This window comes from Burkholderia sp. Bp8998 (assembly GCF_003854235.1).
Taxonomy (GTDB): domain Bacteria; phylum Pseudomonadota; class Gammaproteobacteria; order Burkholderiales; family Burkholderiaceae; genus Burkholderia.
Genome location: NZ_QTQF01000070.1, coordinates 1 through 19,614, shown reverse-complemented (window position 1 = coordinate 19,614; position 19,614 = coordinate 1). Strand labels below are relative to the sequence as shown.

Annotated in this window: 19 protein-coding genes and 2 riboswitches; of the genes, 8 read left to right on the top strand and 11 right to left on the bottom strand. The window is 68.6% G+C overall.

The genetic code is table 11. The features are described 5' to 3' along the window. From DIE06_RS35955 to DIE06_RS35910, 10 genes are all read right to left on the bottom strand, one after another. A partial coding sequence (locus DIE06_RS35955) for an ATP-binding cassette domain-containing protein (protein ID WP_148094373.1) occupies positions 1-185 on the bottom strand: 185 nt, incomplete at its 3' end. A 40-nt stretch (positions 186-225) separates the two neighbouring features. Then, a complete protein-coding gene (locus DIE06_RS35950) occupies positions 226-882 on the bottom strand; it encodes an amino acid ABC transporter permease (protein WP_124665482.1) in 657 nt (218 codons plus the stop codon). Next, the gene (locus DIE06_RS35945; protein WP_124665481.1) at positions 879-1,643 is read right to left on the bottom strand and encodes an amino acid ABC transporter permease; all 765 of its coding nucleotides are present in this window, start codon (positions 1,641-1,643) and stop codon (positions 879-881) included. Before DIE06_RS35945 ends, DIE06_RS35950 begins: the two co-directional genes overlap by 4 nt. Before the next feature lie 43 nt (positions 1,644-1,686). After that, complete coding sequence (locus tag DIE06_RS35940) at positions 1,687-2,511, bottom strand: transporter substrate-binding domain-containing protein (RefSeq protein ID WP_124665480.1); 825 nt, start codon at positions 2,509-2,511, stop codon at positions 1,687-1,689. 40 nt (positions 2,512-2,551) lie between these two features. Next, entirely contained in the window at positions 2,552-3,625 is a 1,074-nt protein-coding gene (locus DIE06_RS35935; protein WP_124665479.1) for an ABC transporter ATP-binding protein, read from the bottom strand. Between the two features lie 46 nt (positions 3,626-3,671). Continuing rightward, positions 3,672-4,514, bottom strand: a complete 843-nt coding sequence (locus tag DIE06_RS35930; protein WP_124665478.1) for an ABC transporter permease — start codon at positions 4,512-4,514, stop codon at positions 3,672-3,674. Further along, positions 4,511-5,431 (bottom strand): ABC transporter permease, encoded by a 921-nt coding sequence (locus DIE06_RS35925; RefSeq protein WP_185733564.1) that lies wholly within the window; start codon positions 5,429-5,431, stop codon positions 4,511-4,513. Before DIE06_RS35925 ends, DIE06_RS35930 begins: the two co-directional genes overlap by 4 nt. Positions 5,432-5,435: 4 nt before the next feature. After that, a complete protein-coding gene (locus DIE06_RS35920) occupies positions 5,436-6,533 on the bottom strand; it encodes a PotD/PotF family extracellular solute-binding protein (RefSeq protein ID WP_124665476.1) in 1,098 nt (365 codons plus the stop codon). A gap of 149 nt (positions 6,534-6,682) precedes the next feature. Continuing rightward, entirely contained in the window at positions 6,683-8,155 is a 1,473-nt protein-coding gene (locus DIE06_RS35915) for an aldehyde dehydrogenase family protein (protein WP_124665475.1), read from the bottom strand. Beyond that, the gene (locus DIE06_RS35910) at positions 8,152-9,846 is read right to left on the bottom strand and encodes a 5-guanidino-2-oxopentanoate decarboxylase (protein ID WP_124665474.1); all 1,695 of its coding nucleotides are present in this window, start codon (positions 9,844-9,846) and stop codon (positions 8,152-8,154) included. Before DIE06_RS35910 ends, DIE06_RS35915 begins: the two co-directional genes overlap by 4 nt. 471 nt (positions 9,847-10,317) lie before the next feature. Here DIE06_RS35910 and DIE06_RS35905 point away from each other — a divergent pair, with 471 nt between their 5' ends. The 6 genes from DIE06_RS35905 (at position 10,318) to hutC (ending at position 15,879) form a co-directional block, all read left to right on the top strand. Continuing rightward, positions 10,318-11,178: a transporter substrate-binding domain-containing protein gene (locus tag DIE06_RS35905; protein ID WP_124665473.1), complete on the top strand. Its 861-nt coding sequence runs from the start codon at positions 10,318-10,320 to the stop codon at positions 11,176-11,178. A 92-nt stretch (positions 11,179-11,270) separates the two neighbouring features. Then, on the top strand, positions 11,271-11,993 hold the full coding sequence (locus DIE06_RS35900; protein WP_124665472.1) for an ABC transporter permease: 723 nt from the start codon (positions 11,271-11,273) through the stop codon (positions 11,991-11,993). Positions 11,994-12,005: 12 nt separating this feature from the next. After that, positions 12,006-12,752, top strand: a complete 747-nt coding sequence (locus tag DIE06_RS35895) for an ABC transporter permease (protein WP_124665471.1) — start codon at positions 12,006-12,008, stop codon at positions 12,750-12,752. A gap of 28 nt (positions 12,753-12,780) precedes the next feature. Further along, on the top strand, positions 12,781-13,572 hold the full coding sequence (locus DIE06_RS35890; RefSeq protein WP_124665470.1) for an ABC transporter ATP-binding protein: 792 nt from the start codon (positions 12,781-12,783) through the stop codon (positions 13,570-13,572). A 7-nt stretch (positions 13,573-13,579) separates the two neighbouring features. Further along, positions 13,580-15,073: a histidine ammonia-lyase gene (gene hutH / locus DIE06_RS35885; RefSeq protein ID WP_124665469.1), complete on the top strand. Its 1,494-nt coding sequence runs from the start codon at positions 13,580-13,582 to the stop codon at positions 15,071-15,073. A gap of 50 nt (positions 15,074-15,123) precedes the next feature. Further along, a complete protein-coding gene (gene hutC, locus DIE06_RS35880; RefSeq protein ID WP_124665468.1) occupies positions 15,124-15,879 on the top strand; it encodes a histidine utilization repressor in 756 nt (251 codons plus the stop codon). 188 nt (positions 15,880-16,067) lie between these two features. Here the strand turns inward: hutC and DIE06_RS35875 are convergent, their stop codons facing one another. Next, a complete protein-coding gene (locus tag DIE06_RS35875; protein ID WP_124665467.1) occupies positions 16,068-17,090 on the bottom strand; it encodes an ABC transporter substrate-binding protein in 1,023 nt (340 codons plus the stop codon). A gap of 138 nt (positions 17,091-17,228) precedes the next feature. Then, positions 17,229-17,350, bottom strand: a riboswitch (guanidine-I (ykkC/yxkD leader). Positions 17,351-17,782: 432 nt separating this feature from the next. Continuing rightward, a riboswitch (guanidine-I (ykkC/yxkD leader) is annotated at positions 17,783-17,916 on the top strand. A 57-nt stretch (positions 17,917-17,973) separates the two neighbouring features. Between DIE06_RS35875 and DIE06_RS35865 the strand changes: the two genes are divergently transcribed. Both DIE06_RS35865 and DIE06_RS35860 read left to right on the top strand, forming a co-directional pair. Beyond that, a complete protein-coding gene (locus tag DIE06_RS35865; protein WP_124665465.1) occupies positions 17,974-18,735 on the top strand; it encodes an urea amidolyase associated protein UAAP1 in 762 nt (253 codons plus the stop codon). An 11-nt stretch (positions 18,736-18,746) separates the two neighbouring features. Then, positions 18,747-19,403 carry an urea amidolyase associated protein UAAP2 gene (locus DIE06_RS35860; RefSeq protein ID WP_124665464.1) on the top strand — a complete coding sequence of 219 codons (657 nt, stop codon included), beginning with the start codon at positions 18,747-18,749 and terminating at the stop codon, positions 19,401-19,403. Positions 19,404-19,614 lie beyond the last annotated feature (211 nt).

Sequence of the window (19,614 nt, the reverse complement as noted above, 5' to 3'; positions counted from 1 at the left end):
CCATTCACGAGGATCTCGCCCTGCTGGAACGGCTCGAGGCCGTTCACGGTCTTGATCAGCGTGGACTTGCCCGAGCCCGACGGGCCGCACACGACGACCACCTCGCCTTTCCTGACCTCGGTCGTGCAATCGGCGAGGACCTGGAACGGGCCGTACCACTTCGAAACGTTGCTGATGGAAATCATGAAAGTACCTGGATCGTAATGAGGCGCGCGCGGCGCCGGTTCAGCGCGCCTTCGCGACGCGATAGCGGCGCTCGAGCGCGCGGGCGTACCACGTCAGCGGGAAGCACATCGCGAAGTAGAGCAGCGCGACCATCGCGTAGATCGGAAACGGCTTGAATACCGCGTTGGTGATGATGTTGCCGGTCTTGGTCAGCTCGGTCAGCCCGATGATCGACGTGAGCGCGGTGCTCTTCACCGCCTGCACGAGGAAGCCGACGGTCGGCGGCAGCGCGATCTTCCAGGCCTGCGGCCACACGACGTAGCGCAGCCGCTGGATCCACGTCATGCCGAGGCTGGCCGCCGCGTGCCACTGGCCGCGCGGTACCGCGTCGACGCTGCCGCGCCAGATATCGGCCAGATAGGCGCTTGCGTTCAGCGTCAGCACGACCGACGCGGCGACCCAGGGCGTCACGTCGATGCCGGCGAGCGGCAATCCGAAGAAGCCGAGGAACAGCTGCATCAGCAACGGCGTGCCCTGCAACACTTCCACATACAGGATCACGAAGCGGCGCAGCGCCGGCACCGGCGAGATGCGCATCGCGAGCAGCGCGAACCCGGCGACGCTGCCGCCGACGAACGTGATCAGCGACAGCAGCACGGTCCAGCGCGCGGCGAGCAGCAGGTTCCAGGCAATATCCTGGAAGGTGAATTCGATCATCGTGCACGCTCCGTGGGCAGGCGGGTTTCAGGGGCGCGGGCGCGCCATGCGAAGCGGGCAACCCGGGTGCGCCGCGGCGCCGCTGCCGCGCCGTGCGGCGCGCGGCCGGAGAACAGCCGCCGGCCGACGCGATTGAGCAGCATGCGCAGCGCGATCGACAGCAGCAGGTAGATCGCGGTCACGACGATGTAGATCTCGAACGCACGGAAATTGCGCGACTGGATGAAGTTCGCGGCGTAGGTCAGGTCGGGCACCGAGATCTGCGACACGACCGCCGAGCCGAGCATCACGATCAGCACCTGCCCGAGCAGCGCTGGGTACACGTTCGCGAGCGCCTGCGGCAGCACGACGTGACCGAACACCTGCCGGCCGTGCAGCCCGAGCGCGCGCGCCGCTTGCACTTGCCCGTGCGGCACCGATTCGATCCCGGCGCGCAGGATCTCGACCGCATAGGCGCCGAGGTTGACCGTCATGGCCAGCACGGCCGCCTGCGCTTCGTCGATGTGCACGCCGATCCCGGGCAGCCCGAAGAAGATGAAGAACAGCTGGACCAGGAACGGCGTATTGCGGATCAGCTCGACGTAGCCCGCGACGAGCGCGCGCGCCCAGCGCGGGCCGGCGAGCGCGATCCACGCGCCGCCGGTGCCGATCAGGCCGCCCAGCACGGTGGCGACCGCGGTCAGGCCGAGCGTCACGACGATGCCGCGCGCGAGCATGCCGGCGTAGAGGCCGACATCGCTGAAGTCGAACACGTAGGTCATCGCGATGCCTTTCGTCGTGAATGCGGGGCGGAGGCGGTGCGCATCACAGGTCGGCCGGCAGGGCCGCGTGCAGCCACTTCTGCGACAACGTGTTCAGCGTGCCGTTCTTCTTCGCGCCGGCGATCGCGTCGTTGACCTTCTGCATCAGGCGCGGTTCGTTCTTGTTCAGGCCGACGTGATCGGGCGAGCTGAACAGCGAGAACTTCTGCTCCGGATCGATCGACGGATGACGCGCGATGATCGTTGCACCGACGTCGTTGCCGACCACCAGTAATTGCGCCTGTCCGGACAGGAACGCCGCGATCGCGCCGTTCGGGTCGTCGAAGCGCTTGATCGTCGCGCTGGGCGGCGCGACCTTGCTGACGCTCAGGTCCTCGAGCGTGCCGCGCGCGACCGCGACCGATTTGCCGGCGAGGTCGGCGTTGCCATTCACGGCCAGCGATTTCGGGCCGAACACCGCGAGGTAGTACGGCGCATACGCGTTCGAGAAGTCGATCACCTTCGCGCGTTCCGGCGTCTGTCCGACCGACAGCAGCAGGTCGGTCTTGCGGTCGGCGAGATACGCCATCCGGTTGTCGCCGGTGACCTGCACGAGTTCGACTTTCGCGTTGAGCGCCCGGCCGATCAGGTTCGCCATGTCGATGTCATAGCCCTGCGGCTTCATGTCGGGGCCGATCGAGCCGAACGGCGGGTAGTCCTCGAACACGCCGATGCGCACGACGCCCGATTTCGCGATCGTGTCGAGCGCGTCGGCATGCGCGAGCGGCGCGAAGGCGGCAAGGCCGGCTGCGCCGGCACAGGCGCAGAGGAGGGCGGTACGGGCGAGCAGGCGCTGCACGTGACGGGTGGCTTGGGTCGTTGCGTTCATGGCGAGTTCCTCGTTGTTGCGCTGGTGAAAGGAAGGGAGATCAGGCGCCGCGGGCGGCGATGAGCTTGCAGGCATGGGCGGGCAGTTCCGCGAGTACCGGCATGCCGACGTGGAGGTCGGGCGTCTCGCGCGGCGTCGTCGCGGCCGTCAGCGTGAAGCCGCGGCAGTCGATCGTCGCTTCGATCGACGCGCCGACGTCGCGCACGAACGAGATCGTGCCGGCCAGCGTATTCGGTGCGGCCGCCGCCGCGTGGCCGGGGCGCACGCAGACGTCCTCGGGACGGATCAGCAGGCGCACGGCGTCGGCCGCGCGCGGCGTGTCCGGCGCGCGCCGGATCGCGAGCCGCTGCCCGCCCGGCAGGACGATCGCGTCGTCGCCGTCGCACGCGCCCGGCAGGATGTTGCCGAGGCCGATGAAATCGGCGACGAACTCGTTGACCGGATCGCGATAGATGTCGAGCGGCCGGCCGACCTGCTGGATCCGGCCTTTCTCCATCACGACGATCTCGTCGGCCATCGTCATCGCTTCGCGCTGGTCGTGCGTGACCATGATCGTCGTGATGCCGAGCCGTTGCTGGAGCAGCCGGATCTCGACCTGCATCGCCTCGCGCAGCTTCGCATCGAGCGCCGACAGCGGCTCGTCGAGCAGCAGCAGGCGCGGCGACGACGCGATCGCGCGCGCAATCGCGACGCGCTGGCGCTGCCCGCCAGACAGCTGCGTGACGAGCCGGTCGGCCATGTGCGGCAGCTGGATCAGCTCCAGCAGCTCGGCGACGCGTCGCGCCTGCGCGGCCTTGGCCGTCTTGCGCAGCCGCAGCGGATACGCGATGTTCCGCGCGACCGTCATGTGCGGAAACAGCGCGAGCGACTGGAACACCATGCCGAAGTCGCGCCGGTTGGCGGGCACGTGCGTGAGGTCGCGGCCGCCGAACGTCAGGGTGCCGGAGGTCGGCGTTTCGAGGCCGGCGATGATCCGCATCAGCGTGGTCTTGCCGCAGCCGGACGGGCCGAGAAAGCAGACGAGCTTGCCGTCCGGCACCGACAGGTCGACGTGATCGACCGCATACGCTTGATGGAAGCGCTTCGTCACGTTCTGGAGGATGAGCTGGGTCATGAGGGTTCCTTGCACGGCGAGGGCGAGGGCGAATGCGGTGCGCGCGTCAGAGCGCGACGCCCTTGTCGCCGACGAGTTTTTCGAGCATCCAGATCAGCGCGAAGTCGATCGCGACCGTGAACACGGCGAAGCAGAACACGGTCGGGTCGAGCGACGACACGGTGCGGCTGTAGAGCCAGACCGGCAGGGTCATCGTGTCGATGCTGTACAGGAAGAACGTCACCGTGAATTCGTTGAACGACACGATGAACGCGAACAGCATCCCGGCGAGGATGCCGGGCCGCATCAGCGGCAGCACGACGTCGACGAGCGCGCGGCGCGGGCTCGCGCCCATCACGCATGCGGCTTCCTCGAAGTCGGGGCCGATCGACGCGACCGAGGCCGCGCAGTTCTTCACCGTGAACGGCAGCGTGAGGATCACGTGCGCGACGACGAGCCGCGCGATGCCGAGCTCGACCGGCAGCGCGTTGAACACGATCAGCAGCGCGAGGCCGAGCATCACGAGCGGATAGACGATCGGCAACGCGACGAGCTGCTCGACGAGCGTCTTGCCGCGGAAGCGGCAGCGCGACAGCGCGTAGGCCGCGGGGACCGACACGGCGGTCGCGATCAGCATCGTCGCGATCGCGACGACGAGGCTCGTCGTCAACGCGGCCCCCATCGATTGCGCGCTGCCCGCATCGGACGACACGAACGTCTGCCATGCGGCGCGATACCAGTGCAGGCTGAAATCGCGCGGCGGGAATTCGAGCGTGCCCGATGCGCCGAACGACATCGTGATCATCGTCAGGATGGGCAGCGCGGCGAGGAACAGCACGAGCGTCGCGAGCGCACCGGTCGCGCGTCCGAGGCGGCCGGGCATGGGCGCGCGCAAGAGCAGGGCATTCATCGGTTCACCTCGCCGGTACGTTGCAGGGTGCGCACGAGGCGCTGGGACACCGCCATCACGACGAGCGTCGCGCCCATCAGCACGACGCCGGATGCCGAGGCGGCGGGCCAGTTGAGCAACGGTGCGACCTGGTCGTGCACGAGCACCGCGAGCATCGGCACGCGTCGACCGCCGAGCAGCAGCGGCACCGCGAACGCGCTGGCGTTGTATGCGAACACGAGCAGCGCGCCGGAGACGAGGCCGGGCATCGCGAGCGGCAGCGTCACGTGCCGCAGCGTCTGCCAGCGGCTCGCGCCGAGCGTCGCGGCGGCTTCGTCGTACGCGCGGGACACCGCGCGCAGCGCGCTCGACAGCGGCAGCACGGCGAGCGGGAACGCGGTCTGGATCAGCCCGAGCAACACGCCGTGCTCGCGGTACAGCAGCTGCAGCGGCCGCTCGATCACGCCGGTGGCCAGCAGCGCGCGGTTGAGCAGCCCGGCCGGGCCGAGCATCACGAGCCAGCCATAGCCTTGCAGCAGCAGGTTCACGAGCAGCGGCAGCAGCACGCCGGCGAGCAGCAGCCGGCGCGCGAGCCGCGATTCGGTGCGCGCCATCGCGAGCGCGACCGGGATCGCGAGCAGCACCGCGCACACCATGCTCTGGAACGCGAGGCGCAGCGTGAGCCACAGCGACTTCGTGAAGTACGGATCCGCGAGGTCGGCGTAGTTCTGCAGCGTGAAGGTCCGCCATTCGTCGCCGGACACGCCGACGCTCATGCGCAGCACCGTGAGCGTCGCGGCGGCGAGCACCGCGAGGAACGCGAGGATCGGCGCGAGCAGCAGCCAGGGTGGCACGCCGCGCAGCGCGGGCCCGGCGTCGGCGCCGGCCGGTGCCGCGGCGGCCGGCCCCGCATCGCGGGAGGAGGACAGGGAGGCCATGTCGTTACGCCGAGAAGAGGCCCGTATAGCGCTTGATCCACGCGGGCTGGACGGCCGCGAGCGCCTTGTCGTCGTGCAGCACGGCCTTCTCCGCGATCTGCTGCGGCGACGGCACGAACGCGCGGCTTGCCGCGGGAATCACGGCCTTGCCGTTCACGGGGCCATTCAGCACGTCGGCCGCCATCCGGCCCTGCACGCCCGCGTCGAGCGAATGGTTGATGAACGCATGGATCAGGTCGAGGTCGCCCGGGTGCGCCTTCGGGATCACGGTGAACATCAGCTGCGTCGCGAAGCCTTCCTTCATCCCGTAGGTCACGCCCATCTTGTAGTCGGGCTTGCGGATCTGGTCCGGGAAGAACGCGGGCGAATAGATGCCGCCGATGTCGAGCGAGCCGGTGCGGAACAGGTCGGCGACCTGGTTCGGGTTTTCGCCGAGGGTCATCACGCGATCCTTGAGCTGCGCGAGCTTCATGAATCCCGGATCGATGTTCTGTTGCGACCCGCCGGCCAGCTTCGCGGCGATGATCGCGAGGTCGACCGCTTCGGCCCACTCGGGCGGCGGCAGGAACAGGCGGCCCGCATACTTCGGATCCCACAGCGCCTCGTAGCTCGACGGGGCGCTTTTGACGGTCGACGTGTTGTAGATCAGCCCGTCCGACCACAGCAGGTAGCCGATGCCGAAGCCGTTCGCGCCCGTGCGGTATTGCGGCGCGACGTCCTTCAGGTTCGGCAGGCGATTCAGGTCGGGCTTCACGAGCAGGCCCGCATCGGCGAGACCGGCCGCGCCGACGCCGGCGAGCGTGATCACGTCGTAGGTCGGCCGCTCGCCCGCGGCCTTGACCTTCGCGACCATGCCCGACGTGCCGTCCGCGCGATCGGCGATCACCCGTGCGCCCGTCTGCTTGCTGAAGGTTTCCGCGATGTTGCGCAGCGCGGCCGCGCCGGTATCGTCAGACCACGTGAGCAGGCGCAGCGTCTTGCCCGCGAAGCGGCTCGACTGTGCCTTCGCAGTACTGATGAACGGCATCGGAAGGGCGGATGCGGCGAGTGCCGTGCCGAGGGTTTTGATCACCTGCCTTCTTCCCGCCTTGAAGTGTTGCATGGCCGTCTCCTGGTGAACGATGCCGTGTGGTTCGATGCCGGTCGCCGAACTGCGGCGCGGGGTGTGGATGAACTGTAGGGAGGTCAAATTTCCGCAACAAACGAAATATCCGCATGCGCGGCATGACATAAACGCATGGGCCGGCCGCCTCAGCCGGCCGGCATCATGACCTGCTTGACCTCCTGGAAGGCGGCCAGCCCGAACGGGCCGAGCTCGCGCCCGAGGCTGCTGCGCTTGTAGCCGCCCCATGAGGTTTGCGGATAGATCAATTGCGGCGTGTTGATCCACACGACGCCCGCCTCGAGCGCGTCGGCAACCCGTTTGCCACGTGCGGCGTCGTGCGTGACGACGGTGGCGACGAGCCCGTATTCGGTATCGTTGGCGGCCGCGATCGCATCGTCCTCGGTGTCGAACGTGCGGACGCACAGCACCGGTCCGAAGATCTCGTCACGCCATAGCGCGCAGTCGGCCGGCACGTCGGCGAACAGCGCGGGCCGGATGAAGTAGCCGGGGCCGGCGAGCGCGTCGCCGCCCGTCACGAGCCGCGCGCCGTCGGCCCGGCCCTGTGCGATGTGGCGCTTCACGCGGTCGTATTGGGCGCGGTTCGTCAGCGGGCCCATCTGCACGTCGGGCGCGAACGGCGGACCGACGACGGTCGCGTCGATCCGTCGCGCGAGGCGCGCGATCAGGTCGTCGGCGAGCGGCGCGGCAACGAGCACGCGCGAGGTCGCCGAACACATCTGCCCGGCGTTGAACAGGCCGCCGCCCGCGATCAGTTCGACCGCGTGATCGAGGTCGGCGTCGTCGAACACGACGATCGACGACTTGCCGCCGAGTTCGAGGCCGATGCCCTTGATCGTGTCCGCGGCCGTCTTCATGACCTGCGCGCCGACGGCGGTGCTGCCGGTAAACGACACCTTCGCGACGAGCGGATGCGCACACAGCGGGGCGCCGACGTCGTGGCCGGTGCCCGTCACGACGTTCAGCACGCCGGGCGGCAGGCCGGCCTCGGCGATGATCGCGGCGAGTTCGAGTTCGGGCAGCGGCGTGATCTCGGACGGCTTCAGCACGACCGTGCAGCCGGCGGCGAGCGCGGGCGCGAGCTTCCACGCGGTCGTGACCATCGGGAAATTCCACGGCACGATCAATGCGGCGACGCCGGCCGGCTCGCGCCGGATCCACGCGCGATGGTCGCCGCCGGGCAGCGCGATCTCGGTTTCGCCCTCCGTGTCGAGGCGCTCCGCGAGGCCCGCGTAGTAGTCGAAGGTGGCGATCACGTCCGCGACGTCGATCTCCGCTTCGGCGAACGGCTTGCCATTGTTGATCGACTGCAGCGTCGCGAGCCGCACGCGGCGTGCGTCGACGCCGCGCGCGATCGCGCGGAGCAGGGCCGCGCGCGTGGCGCCCGTCGTGCGCTTCCAGCCGGGAAACGCGCGCGACGCGGCCTGCACCGCACGCTCGACGTCCGCCTCGCCGCCCGCGCTGACGTCGGCGAGGACCGCTTCCGTCGACGGATCGACGACCGGCAGCGTCGCGCCGCCGAAGCTCGGGCGCCACGTACCGTCGATGAAGTGGCGCGTGTGCAGCGGCGGATCGAATGCGAGATTCGGCATCGTGCTCATCGCTGCACCTGACCGAACCAGGTTGCCTCGTCGATTTCGATCACGGTCGGCATCGTGCGTGCCGTGGCGTCGCGCAGCGCTTCGGCCAGCGCGTCGGGTGTCGCGGCCGCATGCGCCGCGCAGCCGAAGCCGCGTGCGAGCGCCTGGAAATCGGGCGTATACGGATCGACGCCGACCGGCGTGATGTCGCGCGCGACCATGTACTTGCGGATCTCGCCGTAGCCGCGATTGTTCCAGACGATCACGATCACCGGCACGCGTGCCTCGACCGCGCTCGCGAGCTCCGGCAGCGTGAACTGCAGGCCGCCGTCGCCGATCAGGCACACGACCGGCCGCGCGGGCGCGGCGAGCTTGGCGCCGATCGCGGCGGGCAGCCCGTAGCCGAGCGTGCCGTAGCCGGTCGACGAGTTGAACCAGCTGCGTGGTGCCGGCGCATCGTGCGTGAAATTGCCGACATAGACGGGGCTCGTCGAATCGCCGGCGATGATCGCGCCGGGCAGCGCCGTGACGATGGTATCGATCAGCCGCGCCTGGGCACGCGTGGCGCCGTCGTGGCCGGACGCGATCGCGGCACGCACGGCGGCGACCCGCGGCGCGCCCCAGCCGGGCTCGGGTGTCGGCGCCGGCCTTTCGTGCAGGCGGGTCGACAGCGCGCCGAGCGCCAGCCGCGCATCGCCGGCGATGGCGATCTCCGCGCGCGCATTGCGCATCAACTGCTGCGCGTCGATGTCGATGCGGATCAGCCGGCCGTCGATCGTGAAGCCGCCGTCGAACGTGACGTCGTAGTCGGTTTCGCCGAGTTCGGTGCCGACGGCGAGCACCACGTCGGCATCGGCGATCGCCGCGCGGGTGGCCGGCAACGACTGCGTGGAGCCGATCAGCAACGGGTGGCCGGCCGGCAGCAGGCCCTTCGCGTTGATCGTCAGCGCGACGGGCGCATGCAGGCGCTCGGCGAGTTCGCGCAGTTCCGCCGCCGCGTGGATCGCGCCGCCGCCGGCCAGTATCAGCGGCCGGCGCGCACGGGAGAGCAGGTCGGCGGCTGCCGCGAGGGCGTTCGCATCCGGCGCGGGGCGCGCGGGCAGCGCGAGCGGCGCGGCGGGCAGCGCGGGCGCCGGCATCACGATCACGTCGAGCGGAATCTCGATATGCACGGGCCGCGGTCGCGCGCTTTCGAACACCGCGAAGGCGCGCGCGAGGACCTGCGGCAGGTCGGCCGCGTCGAGCAGCGTGTGCGAGAACGCGGTGAGTCCCGCGAACACGTCGCGCTGCGACGGCAGCTCGTGCAGGCGGCCGTCGCCGCTGCCGAGCTCGCGTCGCGCGTTGACGCTCGAGATCACCAGCATCGGAATCGAATCCGCGTAGGCCTGCGCCATCGCGGTCGCGATATTGGTCATCCCCGGCCCGGTGATGATGAAGCAGACCCCCGGCCGGCCCGTGACGCGGGCATAGCCGTCGGCCATGAAGCCGGCCCCCTGTTCGTGGCGCGGCGTGACATGGCGGATCGACGACGCGGCGAGGCCGCGATAGAGCTCGACGGTATGCACGCCGGGAATGCCGAACACGCATTCGACACCCTGGCGTTCGAGGAGGTCGACGAGCGCTTCGCCGCAGGTGCGGGGGCGCGCAGGGAACGGTGCCGCCGCGGCCGTGCGGGCGCCGGCGATGCAGGAGACGTTGGCTGGATGGCTCATGGATCGTGATGTGCCGATTGGGAGGATGAGAGGCCCGTATCGAAAGCGAGGGGGCATGAAGCGGATTGTCGGGGTCGATCCGCGGTGCCAACAATCGATTAGTTCTCATGCGGCGCATGAGCGTCGTGCATGGCGGAGTCGGTTCTCGGCGCGGCGCCTGCCCGGTCGTCATGCAAGCCGGTTCGGCATTCCCGTCTTCGCACGCCGCATCGCGGAACCCTCGCGATCGAATCCGGGATTTGTCTAGTCATCCTTGCGAATGGATCGTCTGGCGTGCACCAAGTACGTGCCTGAATTCACCGCGACGACGCATGCCGGAGCCCTTAAATTAGGGGATTTCCCGCGTTTACCGGGTTTTTTTTGATCGCTGCTTGTCTCGCCGTTTTTCTTCTTGCATGCTTGTATAGACAAATTCCTGAGGCGGCTTGCTGCACCGAGGGGATGACGAACTTCAACGCAAGGAGAAAACTCGTGAACGGCAAGCGCATCAAGTGGGTACTCAAGACCATCGGCGTCATCGCGGCTGCAGCGGCAACGCTTGCCGCGCCGGTGCAGGCGAAGGAATGGAAGACGGTGACGGTCGCGCTCGAAGGCGGCTACGCACCGTGGAACCTCACGCTGCCGGGCGGCAAGCTGGGCGGTTTCGAACCGGAGCTGCTCGCCAACGTGTGCGAGCGGATCAAGGTGCAGTGCAACATGGTCGCGCAGGACTGGGACGGGATGATCCCCGGCCTGCAGGCCGGCAAGTTCGACATCCTGATGGATGCGATTTCCATCACGCCGGAGCGCGAGAAGATCCTGCTGTTCTCGCGTCCGTATGCGGCGACCCCCGCGACGTTCGCCGTCACCGATACCAAGATCCTGCCGAAGGCCGCGCCCGGCGCGCCGATCGTCAAGCTGACCGGTGACGCGAACGCGGACAAGCCCACCGTCGACACGCTGCGCAAGCAGCTGAAGGGCAAGACGATCGGTATCCAGTCGGGTACCGTCTATACGAAGTTCATCAACGACAGCTTCAAGGACATCGCATCGATCCGCGTGTACAAGACTTCGCCCGAGCGCGATCTCGACCTCGTCGCCGGGCGCATCGATGCGTCGTTCGACGACGTCACGTACTACGCGGCGAACAACGCGAAGAAGGACAACGCGTCGATCGTGCTCGCGGGGCCGAAGCTGGGCGGGCCGATCTGGGGGCCGGGCGAAGGCCTCGCGTTCCGCAAGCAGGATGCCGATCTGAAGACGAAGTTCGACACGGCGATCGGCGCGGCGCTCGCGGACGGCACGGTCAAGAAGCTGGCCGACAAGTGGTTCAAGACCGACGTCACGCCGTAAGCGCGCAATCGGCGGCCGCCGCGTAAGCGAATCGAACGACGCGCGGCGGCACGCATCCAGAAGAGTCACTCAACGCTTGCCGGGAGGCACGCATGGCCATCCTTGAAATGCTCGGCTTCGGAACCGAAGGCTGGGGCGGTGTGCTGCTGCTCGCCGCGCTGATGACGGTCGCGCTGACGCTCGCCGCGCTCGCGGTCGGCGCCGTGATCGGCGCGGCGATCGCGGCGGCGAAGCTGTCGCGCTACCGCAGCGCCCGCCTGCTCGGCGACTTGTATACGACGGTGTTTCGCGGCGTGCCCGAATTGCTCGTCATCTATCTGTTCTACTTCGGCGGCTCGACGCTCGTCACGACCGTCGGCCAGTGGTTCGGCGCGGAAGGCTTCATCGGCGTGCCGCCGTTCGTGATCGGTGCGCTCGCGGTCGGGATGATCTCGGGTGCCTACCAGGCCGAGGTGTATCGCGCGGCGGTGCTCGCGGTGTCGAAGGGCGAGCTCGAGGCCGCGCGCTCGATCGGCATGCCGGGCAGCATGGTGCTGCGCCGCATCCTGATTCCGCAGGTGCTGCGCTTCGCGCTGCCCGGTATCGGCAACGTGTGGCAACTGAGCCTGAAGGACTCGGCGCTGATCTCGGTCACCGGCCTCGCCGAGCTGCTGCGCACGAGCCAGATCGCGGCGAACTCGACGCACCAGTACTTCGTGTTCTTCGTCGCGGGCGGTGCGCTCTATCTGGTCATGACGGGCCTGTCGAACCGCGTGTTCAACCGGGCCGAAGCGATCGTCGGTCGCTCGTTCCGCCGCAATTTCGCGCGCAACTGACGGAGAGCACGCATGTCATTCGATTTCGATTTTCTCCTCGATACGCTGCGCCAGCTGCTCGCGGCGGTGCCGACCACGTTGGGTCTGTTCTTCGCGTCGCTGGTGCTCGGCGGCCTGCTGTCGCTCGTGATCGTCACGATGCGCGTGTCGCCGCGCTGGCTGCCGAACCGCTTCGCGCGTGCCTACATCCTCGTGTTTCGCGGCTCGCCGCTGCTGATCCAGATGTTCCTCGTGTATTACGGGCTCGGGCAGTTCGGCGTGATCCGCGAGAGCTTCGTGTGGCCGCTGCTGCGCGAGCCGTACGTGTGCGCGGTCCTGTCGCTCGCGCTGTGCACGGCGGGCTACACGGCCGAGATCCTGCGCGGCGGCTTGATGGCCGTGCCGGTCGGGCAGATCGAGGCCGGCTATTCGATCGGCCTGTCGGGCTTCGCGCTGCTGCGGCGCGTGATCGGCCCGATCGCGTTGCGCCAGTGCCTGCCCGCGTATTCGACCGAAGCCGTGCTGCTCGTCAAGTCGACCGCGCTGGCCAGCCTCGTCACGGTGTGGGAAGTGACGGGCGTCGCGCAGCAGATCATCCAGCAAACCTATCGGACGACCGAGGTGTTCGTCTGCGCGGCCATCATCTATCTGGGCCTGAACTTCATCGTCGTGCGCCTGCTCGGCGCGCTCGAATGGCGGCTCTCCGGGCACCTGCGTGCGCCGAAGCCGTCCGGTGCGCCCGCCGCGGCGACGCGCCATCCCCGGCGCGCCGCATCCTGAGCGCCCCCATCCATTCCAGGAGAATCCGATGAACACCGCTGCTTCCGTTGCGCTGTCGGTCAAGAACATCCACAAGTCGTTCGGCGATCATCATGTGCTGAAGGGCATCTCGCTCGACGCGCACGAGGGCGACGTCATCTCGATCCTCGGTGCGAGCGGATCGGGCAAGAGCACGTTCCTGCGCTGCCTCAACCTGCTCGAAACACCCGACGACGGCTCCGTCGCACTTGCCGGCGAGGAACTGAAGATGAAGCGCGCGCGCGACGGCAAGCTGCATCCGAGCGACCGGCGCCAGGTCGACCGGATCCGCTCCCAGCTCGGCATGGTCTTTCAGAACTTCAACCTGTGGTCCCACATGACGGTGCTCGACAATCTCGTCGAGGGACCGCTGCGCGTGCAGAAGCGCAGCCGCGCGGAAGCGGTCGAGGAAGCCGAGGCGCTGCTCGCGCGCGTCGGTCTCGCCGACAAGCGCGGCTACTATCCGGCCCACCTGTCGGGCGGCCAGCAGCAGCGCGTCGCGATCGCCCGCGCGCTCGCGATGCATCCGAAGGTGATGCTGTTCGACGAGCCGACGTCCGCGCTCGACCCGGAGCTGGTCGGCGAGGTGCTGCGCGTGATGCGCTCGCTCGCGGAGGAAGGGCGCACCATGCTGGTCGTCACCCATGAGATGGGCTTCGCGCGGCATGTATCGAATCGCGTGATGTTCCTGCACCAGGGCGAGGTCGATTCGGACGGGCCGCCCGACGCGCTGTTCGGCGGCGAGTGCTCGGAGCGCTTCCGGCAATTCGTGTCGAGCCACCACGACCGCACCACCAACTGAGGCTGCCATGACCGTATTCCGTGCGGCGCAGCCGCTCGACTGGCGACAGGTCGCGGCGGTGGCGGCCGGCGAGCCGCTGGCATTGGCCGACGACGCACGTGCGCGTGTCGTTGCCGCCCGTGAACTCGTCGACGAGATCGTCGCGCGCGGGATTCGCGCCTACGGCGTCAATACCGGCGTCGGCGCGCTGTGCGACGTGATCGTGTCGCCGGCACAGCAGAGCACGCTGTCGCGCAACATCCTGATGAGCCACGCGGTCGGTGTCGGCCTGCCGCTCGGCGCGGCCGAAACGCGCGCGATCATCGCGGCCGCGATCAACAACTTCGCGCACGGGCATTCGGGCGTGCATGCCGACGTCGTCGATCAGCTCGTCGCGCTGCTCGAGCACGATTGCCTGCCGGAGGTGCCCGCGCACGGCTCGGTCGGCTATCTGACCCACATGGCGCACGTCGCGCTCGTCTGCATCGGGCATGGCCATGCGCGCCATCGCGGCGAGCGCATTCGCGGCGACGAGGCGCTGCGCCGCATCGGCCGCACACCGCTCGTGCTCGGCGCGAAGGAAGGCCTGAGCCTGGTCAACGGCACGCCGTGCGTGACGGGGCTCGCGGCGCTCGCCCTCGCGCGTGCGGAACGGCTGCTCGACTGGGCCGACTGGATCGCGGCGACGAGCTTCGAGAATCTCGGCGGACAGCTCGCGGCGTTCGATCCGGCCTCGCTCGCGCTGCGGATCTCGGCGGGCATCGGGCACGTCGGCGCACGCTTGCGGACGATGCTTGCGGACAGCCCGATGCTGGCGGCGGCGAGCGGCCGGCATACGCAGGATCCGCTCAGCCTGCGCACGATTCCGCACGTGCATGGCGCGGCGCGCGACGTGTTCGCGGTGACGGCGGAAGTCGTCGATCGCGAGCTGGCCTCCGTCACCGACAATCCGATCGTCGCCGGTACGCGCGACGCGCCGGCCGTTCATTCGCAGGCGCATGCGGTCGGCGCGGGCATCGCGCTGGCGATGGACAGCCTCGCGGCCGCGATGGCGCAGGTGGCGGCCATCGCCGAGCGGCGGCTCGACCGCCTCGTCAATCCGCTCGTGAGCGGGCTGCCGGCGTTTCTCGCGGCGCCGGGCGGCACCTGTTCGGGCTTCATGATCGCGCAGTACACGGCGGTCGCGCTGGTCGCGCAGAACCAGCGGCTCGCGGCGCCGGCGAGCCTCGACGGCGGCATTACGTCGGGGCTGCAGGAAGATCACCTGTGTCATGCGACGCCGGCCGCGCTGAAGGCGCTCGACATCATCGAGAATGCGACGCGCGTGCTCGCGATCGAGCTGCTGGCCGCCGCGCAGGCATACGATCTGCAGGCGAACGGCGCGGGGCCCGCCCCGTCGACCGACGCGCTGTGGCGCTACGTGCGCGAACGCGTGCCGGCCTATCACGACGACCGGCCGCTTGCGGACGACATCGCGATCGCAACCGGCATCGTCGCGGGCGAACCGCCGCCGCTGCAGTAGCGTCGGATGGCGGCTGGCGGATCATCCATCATTCACTCGGTCGAGGGCGCATGAACGAAACGGAACGACACCCTTCCGCACGACCGGCGAGGGCATTGGGCGATGCGGTGCCGGCGCGCGCGCTGCCGGCGTATCAACAGATCAAGCGCTACGTCGTCGAGCGGATCGCGAAGGGCGACTGGAAGCCCGGTGGCGCCATTCCGACCGAGGCCGAGCTGGTCAAGGAATTCGGCGTGGCGCGGATGACGGTATCGCGCGCGCTGCGTGAACTGACGGCCGAGCGCGTGCTGACGCGCATCCAGGGGGCCGGCACGTTCGTCGAGCGCCGGCATTACGAATCGACGGTGCTGGAAATCCGCAACATCGCGGACGAGATCGCCGAACGCGGGCATCGGCACAGCGCGCGCGTGTTGCTGATCGAGCGCAGCGTCGACCCGGAAGCGATCGAGGCGCTCGGGCTTCGCGTCGGGCCCGTGTTTCATTCACGCATCGTGCATTACGAGGAAGACGAGCCGATCCAGTTCGAGGATCGCTACGTCAATCCGGCCTTGTTTCCCGCCTATCTGGAGCAGGATTTCACGGTCGAGACGCCGAACCACTACATGGTGCGGCTGGCGCCGATCCAGCGCGCGGAGTTCCGGATCTATGCGGAGAAGCCCAATGCGCAGGTGCGCCGGCATCTCGTGATGGAAATCGGCGAACCGTGTCTGGTGTTGAGGCGCCGCACGTGGGTCGGCGAGCACGTCGCCACGTCCGTCAGGCTGTGGCATCCGGCGTCGCGGTTTCATCTGGCGGGGAAGATGTAGGGACGGCGTCGAGTCACCGGTTCTCGCCGCTTCTCGCCGGGCGGATGCTTCAGTACGCGGACCTGGTTCGAGGCCAGGCCCGCGTACTGCGGCTTTCGTCGGTAATACGTCAGTCCGGATACCCGCGGTGGCCGAGCCGGATCGGCCACCGGCATACCCGGCTCGACCTGCACGCGGGCCCGCTACGCTCAGTGCAGTTCGCTGACGCGCGGATCGATATACGCGTCGACGTCCTGCGACTGCTTGTACACGGCGTTACGCACGTTGAACGCATTCGCGTTGCGCGTCGAGCCATAGATCGAGTCGAGCCCGTCGCCCTTGCGGAACGCACGCTTCGCGGCAGCCGCGTCGAGCAGGTGCGTGCCCTTCAGCAACGGCAGGTACTGCTCCGGCGCGAGCCCGACGCGCGCGGACATGATCCTGACCGCGTCGGCCTGCGTCTTCGGGTCGTTGATGTAGGCGACGCAGCGATACCAGACCTTCACCACCTTCGCCCAGTCGGCCCGGCGCGCGGCGAGGCTCGCCGGCGCGACCGTGATCGCATCGTAGATCAGCCCCGGCGCATCCGCCGACGTGAAGATCGCCCGTGCACCCGGAGCGCGCTTCAACGCCTCGCCCGCGTTCGGCTGCCATGCGGCCACCGCGGCGATGTCGGCCGACGAACCGAGCACCTGCGGCAGTTCGTTGGTTTTCGCATTCACGAGCGTGACGTCGCCGTCCTTGAGCCCGTGCTTCTGCAGTGCGGTTTCGAGCAGCAGGTGATCGACCAGGCCGAGCTCGACGCCGACCTTCTTGCCCTTCAGCGCCTCGACGGTGCGCAGCGGCGGCTTCGCGACGATCATGTCGTTGCCGGCCGAATAGTCGGTCAGCAGGATCATCACGTTCTTCGCGCCGGATGCGCCGGTGACGAGCGCATCGCCGTTGGTCGCCGCGACCGCGTCGAGCTTGCCTGCGGAAAACGCGTCGAGCGATGCCGAATAATCGAACCATTCGAAATCGACGTCGACGCCGGCTTCCTTGAACCAGCCCTTGTCGAGCGCGACCTGGAACGCGACCCAGCCCGGCCAGTCGCTGTAGCCGATCTTCAGTGGGGCTGCCGCGTGCACGGCGGGCGCCGTCACCAGCGCGGCCGCCGTGACGGCGGCCCCCCATGCGTGACGGATGGAACGGAGGGACGGCAGGCGGCGGAACGCCAGGGCGGGACGGGTCATCGTTGTTCTCCAGGAGACCGGGATCGGGATCGTCGATTCGGACCGTGCCTGTGCACGGTCCGGCCGCGTGGCCGGTTCCTGCGGATGCGGAACGAATGAAGCGGCCACGGAGAGGCGCGACGGCCGTTGCCATCGCCAATCTCCCGGGCTTTTGTCCCGCCGTGTAGCGCGCCTGCATCCGGTCTCGCGATCGGACGAACCCGCGCCGGGCTGCTCTCGGACCAGACGTTCGATGAACCGGAACCCTAGCACCCCTAAGATGCGACTCCGCCGCACCTCTCGGCGTCATGCCGAGCGAGAAGCGTGCCAATGGCGGGCGGCAACGCGATTCAACGGCCGCGTGCGGCGCGCTGAAGTTCGATGAAGCGGGCGGAGAACAGCGCGCTCAGTGCGCGCCGGAGCAGGTCGAGCTGGTTCATGAAGGGTGGCGTATCGAGTGACGGCGCATCCGTTCAGCAATGCCCATGCCATCGCGGATCGTGCGGTGCGCGTGCGCGCGATGCGCACAGCGCCGGTGCGCGATCGCGTGCGCATGGTGCGTCGCATGCCCGCTGCGAGGGCAAACGTCTGCCGCCGGCGCGTGCATGCCGCGCGTTTTCGCGGCGCCGTGCCGCGTCGTGCGGTCCTCGCGCGGCAGCTGGCACGCAACTCGCTTCATCGACGCTCGAGAGGTGCGAAGCAATTTGCATCATCTTCAGGATCGCTAGGGTTCCGGTCGTGCGGCGTTCGCGCCGCGCGATGACTGGTCCGAGAGCAATCCGGTCTTGCCTTCGCCTCGATTCGAGGAAACGGCGAGGCTCCACGGAGGGATAAAAGCCCGGGAGGTCGCGATGTCGTTCGGTCGCCCTCTCACGCCTTTTGTCCAACCGACCACGGAGCCGCCATGTCGCCGAGCCCCCAAGCCGTCCCCGTCCTTGTCCCGCCGCCACACGTCGTGTGGGACACGCTGATTCCCGCAGGAACCCACTGGTCCGGCATCCTGCGCCGCGGCCTCGCGCTGCGCATCGTCGATGTCGACGGCGGCGCGAACCTGTCCGCCGTCTTTCATCGCCAGGAAGACCCGCTCGAACGCTACAACATGGCCGATACGCTGAAGGCGCAGCACACCGCGCATCTCACGCGCGGCCACGTGCTGTACACCGACATGGGGCGCGTGATCGCGTCGATCACGGCCGACACGCTCGGCTGGCACGACCCGCTCGGCGGCGTCGGCGATGCGCGGTTGTTCGCGCACAAGTACGGCACGACGTCGTACCAGGCCGATCGCAACGCGATGATCCGCAACGGCCGCGACAGCCTCGTGCTCGAGCTCGCGAAATACGGGCTGTCGGCGCGCGACCTCGCCGCGAACGTCAATTTCTTCAGCAAGCTCGACACGCGCGACGACGGCGCGCTCGATTTCGTCGCCGGGCATTCGCCGGCCGGCAGCGTGCTCGACCTGCGCTTCGAGATGAACACGCTCGCGGCGTTCTCGACCGCGCCGCATCCGCTCGATCCGCGTGCGGATTATGCACCGAAGCCCGTCAAGCTGATCGCGTACCGTGCGTACCCTGCGGACGGCGCCGCGCCCGAGGACGACCCGTGCCGGCGCGCGTGCGCGGAGAACACGCGCGGCTTCGCCAACACCGACCGCCTGTTCGCGTAAGGAGCCGAGCCATGCCGATCATCGAAAGCCGTCTCGACCCGCGCGACGCGATCCACGACACCACGCTGAACGCGGGCGAACCGTGGCTGCACGACCTGAAGCGCGGGCAAGTCTTCCGCATCCTCGACCTGGAGGGCAACCAGGCCGTCGACACGTTGTTCTACCGGTCCGACGACACCGAGGAGCGCTACAGCGCGCAGGACACGATTCGCGCGCAGCGCAACCTGTACCTGAGCGCGGGCAGCGTGCTGCTGTCGAGCCGGGGCAACCCGATGGTGACGATCGTCGCCGATACCTGCGGCCGCCACGACACGCTCGGTGGCGCGTGCGCGGCCGAGAGCAACACCGTGCGCTATGCGCTCGACAAGCGCTACATGCACAACTGCCGCGACAGCTTCCTCAACGCGATCGCGCACTGCACGTGCGGCGCGGGCGCGCGGCTCGGCAAGCGCGACCTCGTCGGCAACGTCAACTTCTTCATGAACGTGCCCGTCACGTCGCTCGGCGGGCTCACGTTCGAGGACGGCATTTCCGCGCCCGGCAAGTACGTCGAGATGCGTGCGGAGATGGACGTCACGGTGCTGATCTCGAACTGCCCGCAACTCAACAATCCGTGCAACGGCTACAACCCGACGCCCGTGCGCCTCACGGTTTGGGAGGCGGAATGAACGACCCCCACGCTCACTATTGTTCGCTGCCCCCCGAGGGGGCGGTTGCCCCCCTTGGGGCGGCCCGGCGGGAGGCTGAATGAACGACCCCCACGCTCACTATTGTTCGCTGCCCCCCAAGGGGGCGGTTGCCTCCCTTGGGGCGGCCCGGCGGGAGGCTGAATGAACGACCCCCACGCTCACTATTGTTCGCTGCCCCCCGAGGGGGCGG

Coding starts and splice junctions, on each gene's coding strand:
- DIE06_RS35950 (WP_124665482.1), bottom strand. CDS start 882: ATGATCGAATTCACCTTCCAGGATATTGCCTGGAACCTGCTGCTCGCC.
- DIE06_RS35945 (WP_124665481.1), bottom strand. CDS start 1,643: ATGACCTACGTGTTCGACTTCAGCGATGTCGGCCTCTACGCCGGCATG.
- DIE06_RS35940 (WP_124665480.1), bottom strand. CDS start 2,511: ATGAACGCAACGACCCAAGCCACCCGTCACGTGCAGCGCCTGCTCGCC.
- DIE06_RS35935 (WP_124665479.1), bottom strand. CDS start 3,625: ATGACCCAGCTCATCCTCCAGAACGTGACGAAGCGCTTCCATCAAGCG.
- DIE06_RS35930 (WP_124665478.1), bottom strand. CDS start 4,514: ATGAATGCCCTGCTCTTGCGCGCGCCCATGCCCGGCCGCCTCGGACGC.
- DIE06_RS35925 (WP_185733564.1), bottom strand. CDS start 5,431: ATGGCCTCCCTGTCCTCCTCCCGCGATGCGGGGCCGGCCGCCGCGGCA.
- DIE06_RS35920 (WP_124665476.1), bottom strand. CDS start 6,533: ATGCAACACTTCAAGGCGGGAAGAAGGCAGGTGATCAAAACCCTCGGC.
- DIE06_RS35915 (WP_124665475.1), bottom strand. CDS start 8,155: ATGAGCACGATGCCGAATCTCGCATTCGATCCGCCGCTGCACACGCGC.
- DIE06_RS35910 (WP_124665474.1), bottom strand. CDS start 9,846: ATGAGCCATCCAGCCAACGTCTCCTGCATCGCCGGCGCCCGCACGGCC.
- DIE06_RS35900 (WP_124665472.1), top strand. CDS start 11,271: ATGGCCATCCTTGAAATGCTCGGCTTCGGAACCGAAGGCTGGGGCGGT.
- DIE06_RS35895 (WP_124665471.1), top strand. CDS start 12,006: ATGTCATTCGATTTCGATTTTCTCCTCGATACGCTGCGCCAGCTGCTC.
- DIE06_RS35890 (WP_124665470.1), top strand. CDS start 12,781: ATGAACACCGCTGCTTCCGTTGCGCTGTCGGTCAAGAACATCCACAAG.
- hutH (WP_124665469.1), top strand. CDS start 13,580: ATGACCGTATTCCGTGCGGCGCAGCCGCTCGACTGGCGACAGGTCGCG.
- hutC (WP_124665468.1), top strand. CDS start 15,124: ATGAACGAAACGGAACGACACCCTTCCGCACGACCGGCGAGGGCATTG.
- DIE06_RS35875 (WP_124665467.1), bottom strand. CDS start 17,090: ATGACCCGTCCCGCCCTGGCGTTCCGCCGCCTGCCGTCCCTCCGTTCC.
- DIE06_RS35865 (WP_124665465.1), top strand. CDS start 17,974: ATGTCGCCGAGCCCCCAAGCCGTCCCCGTCCTTGTCCCGCCGCCACAC.
- DIE06_RS35860 (WP_124665464.1), top strand. CDS start 18,747: ATGCCGATCATCGAAAGCCGTCTCGACCCGCGCGACGCGATCCACGAC.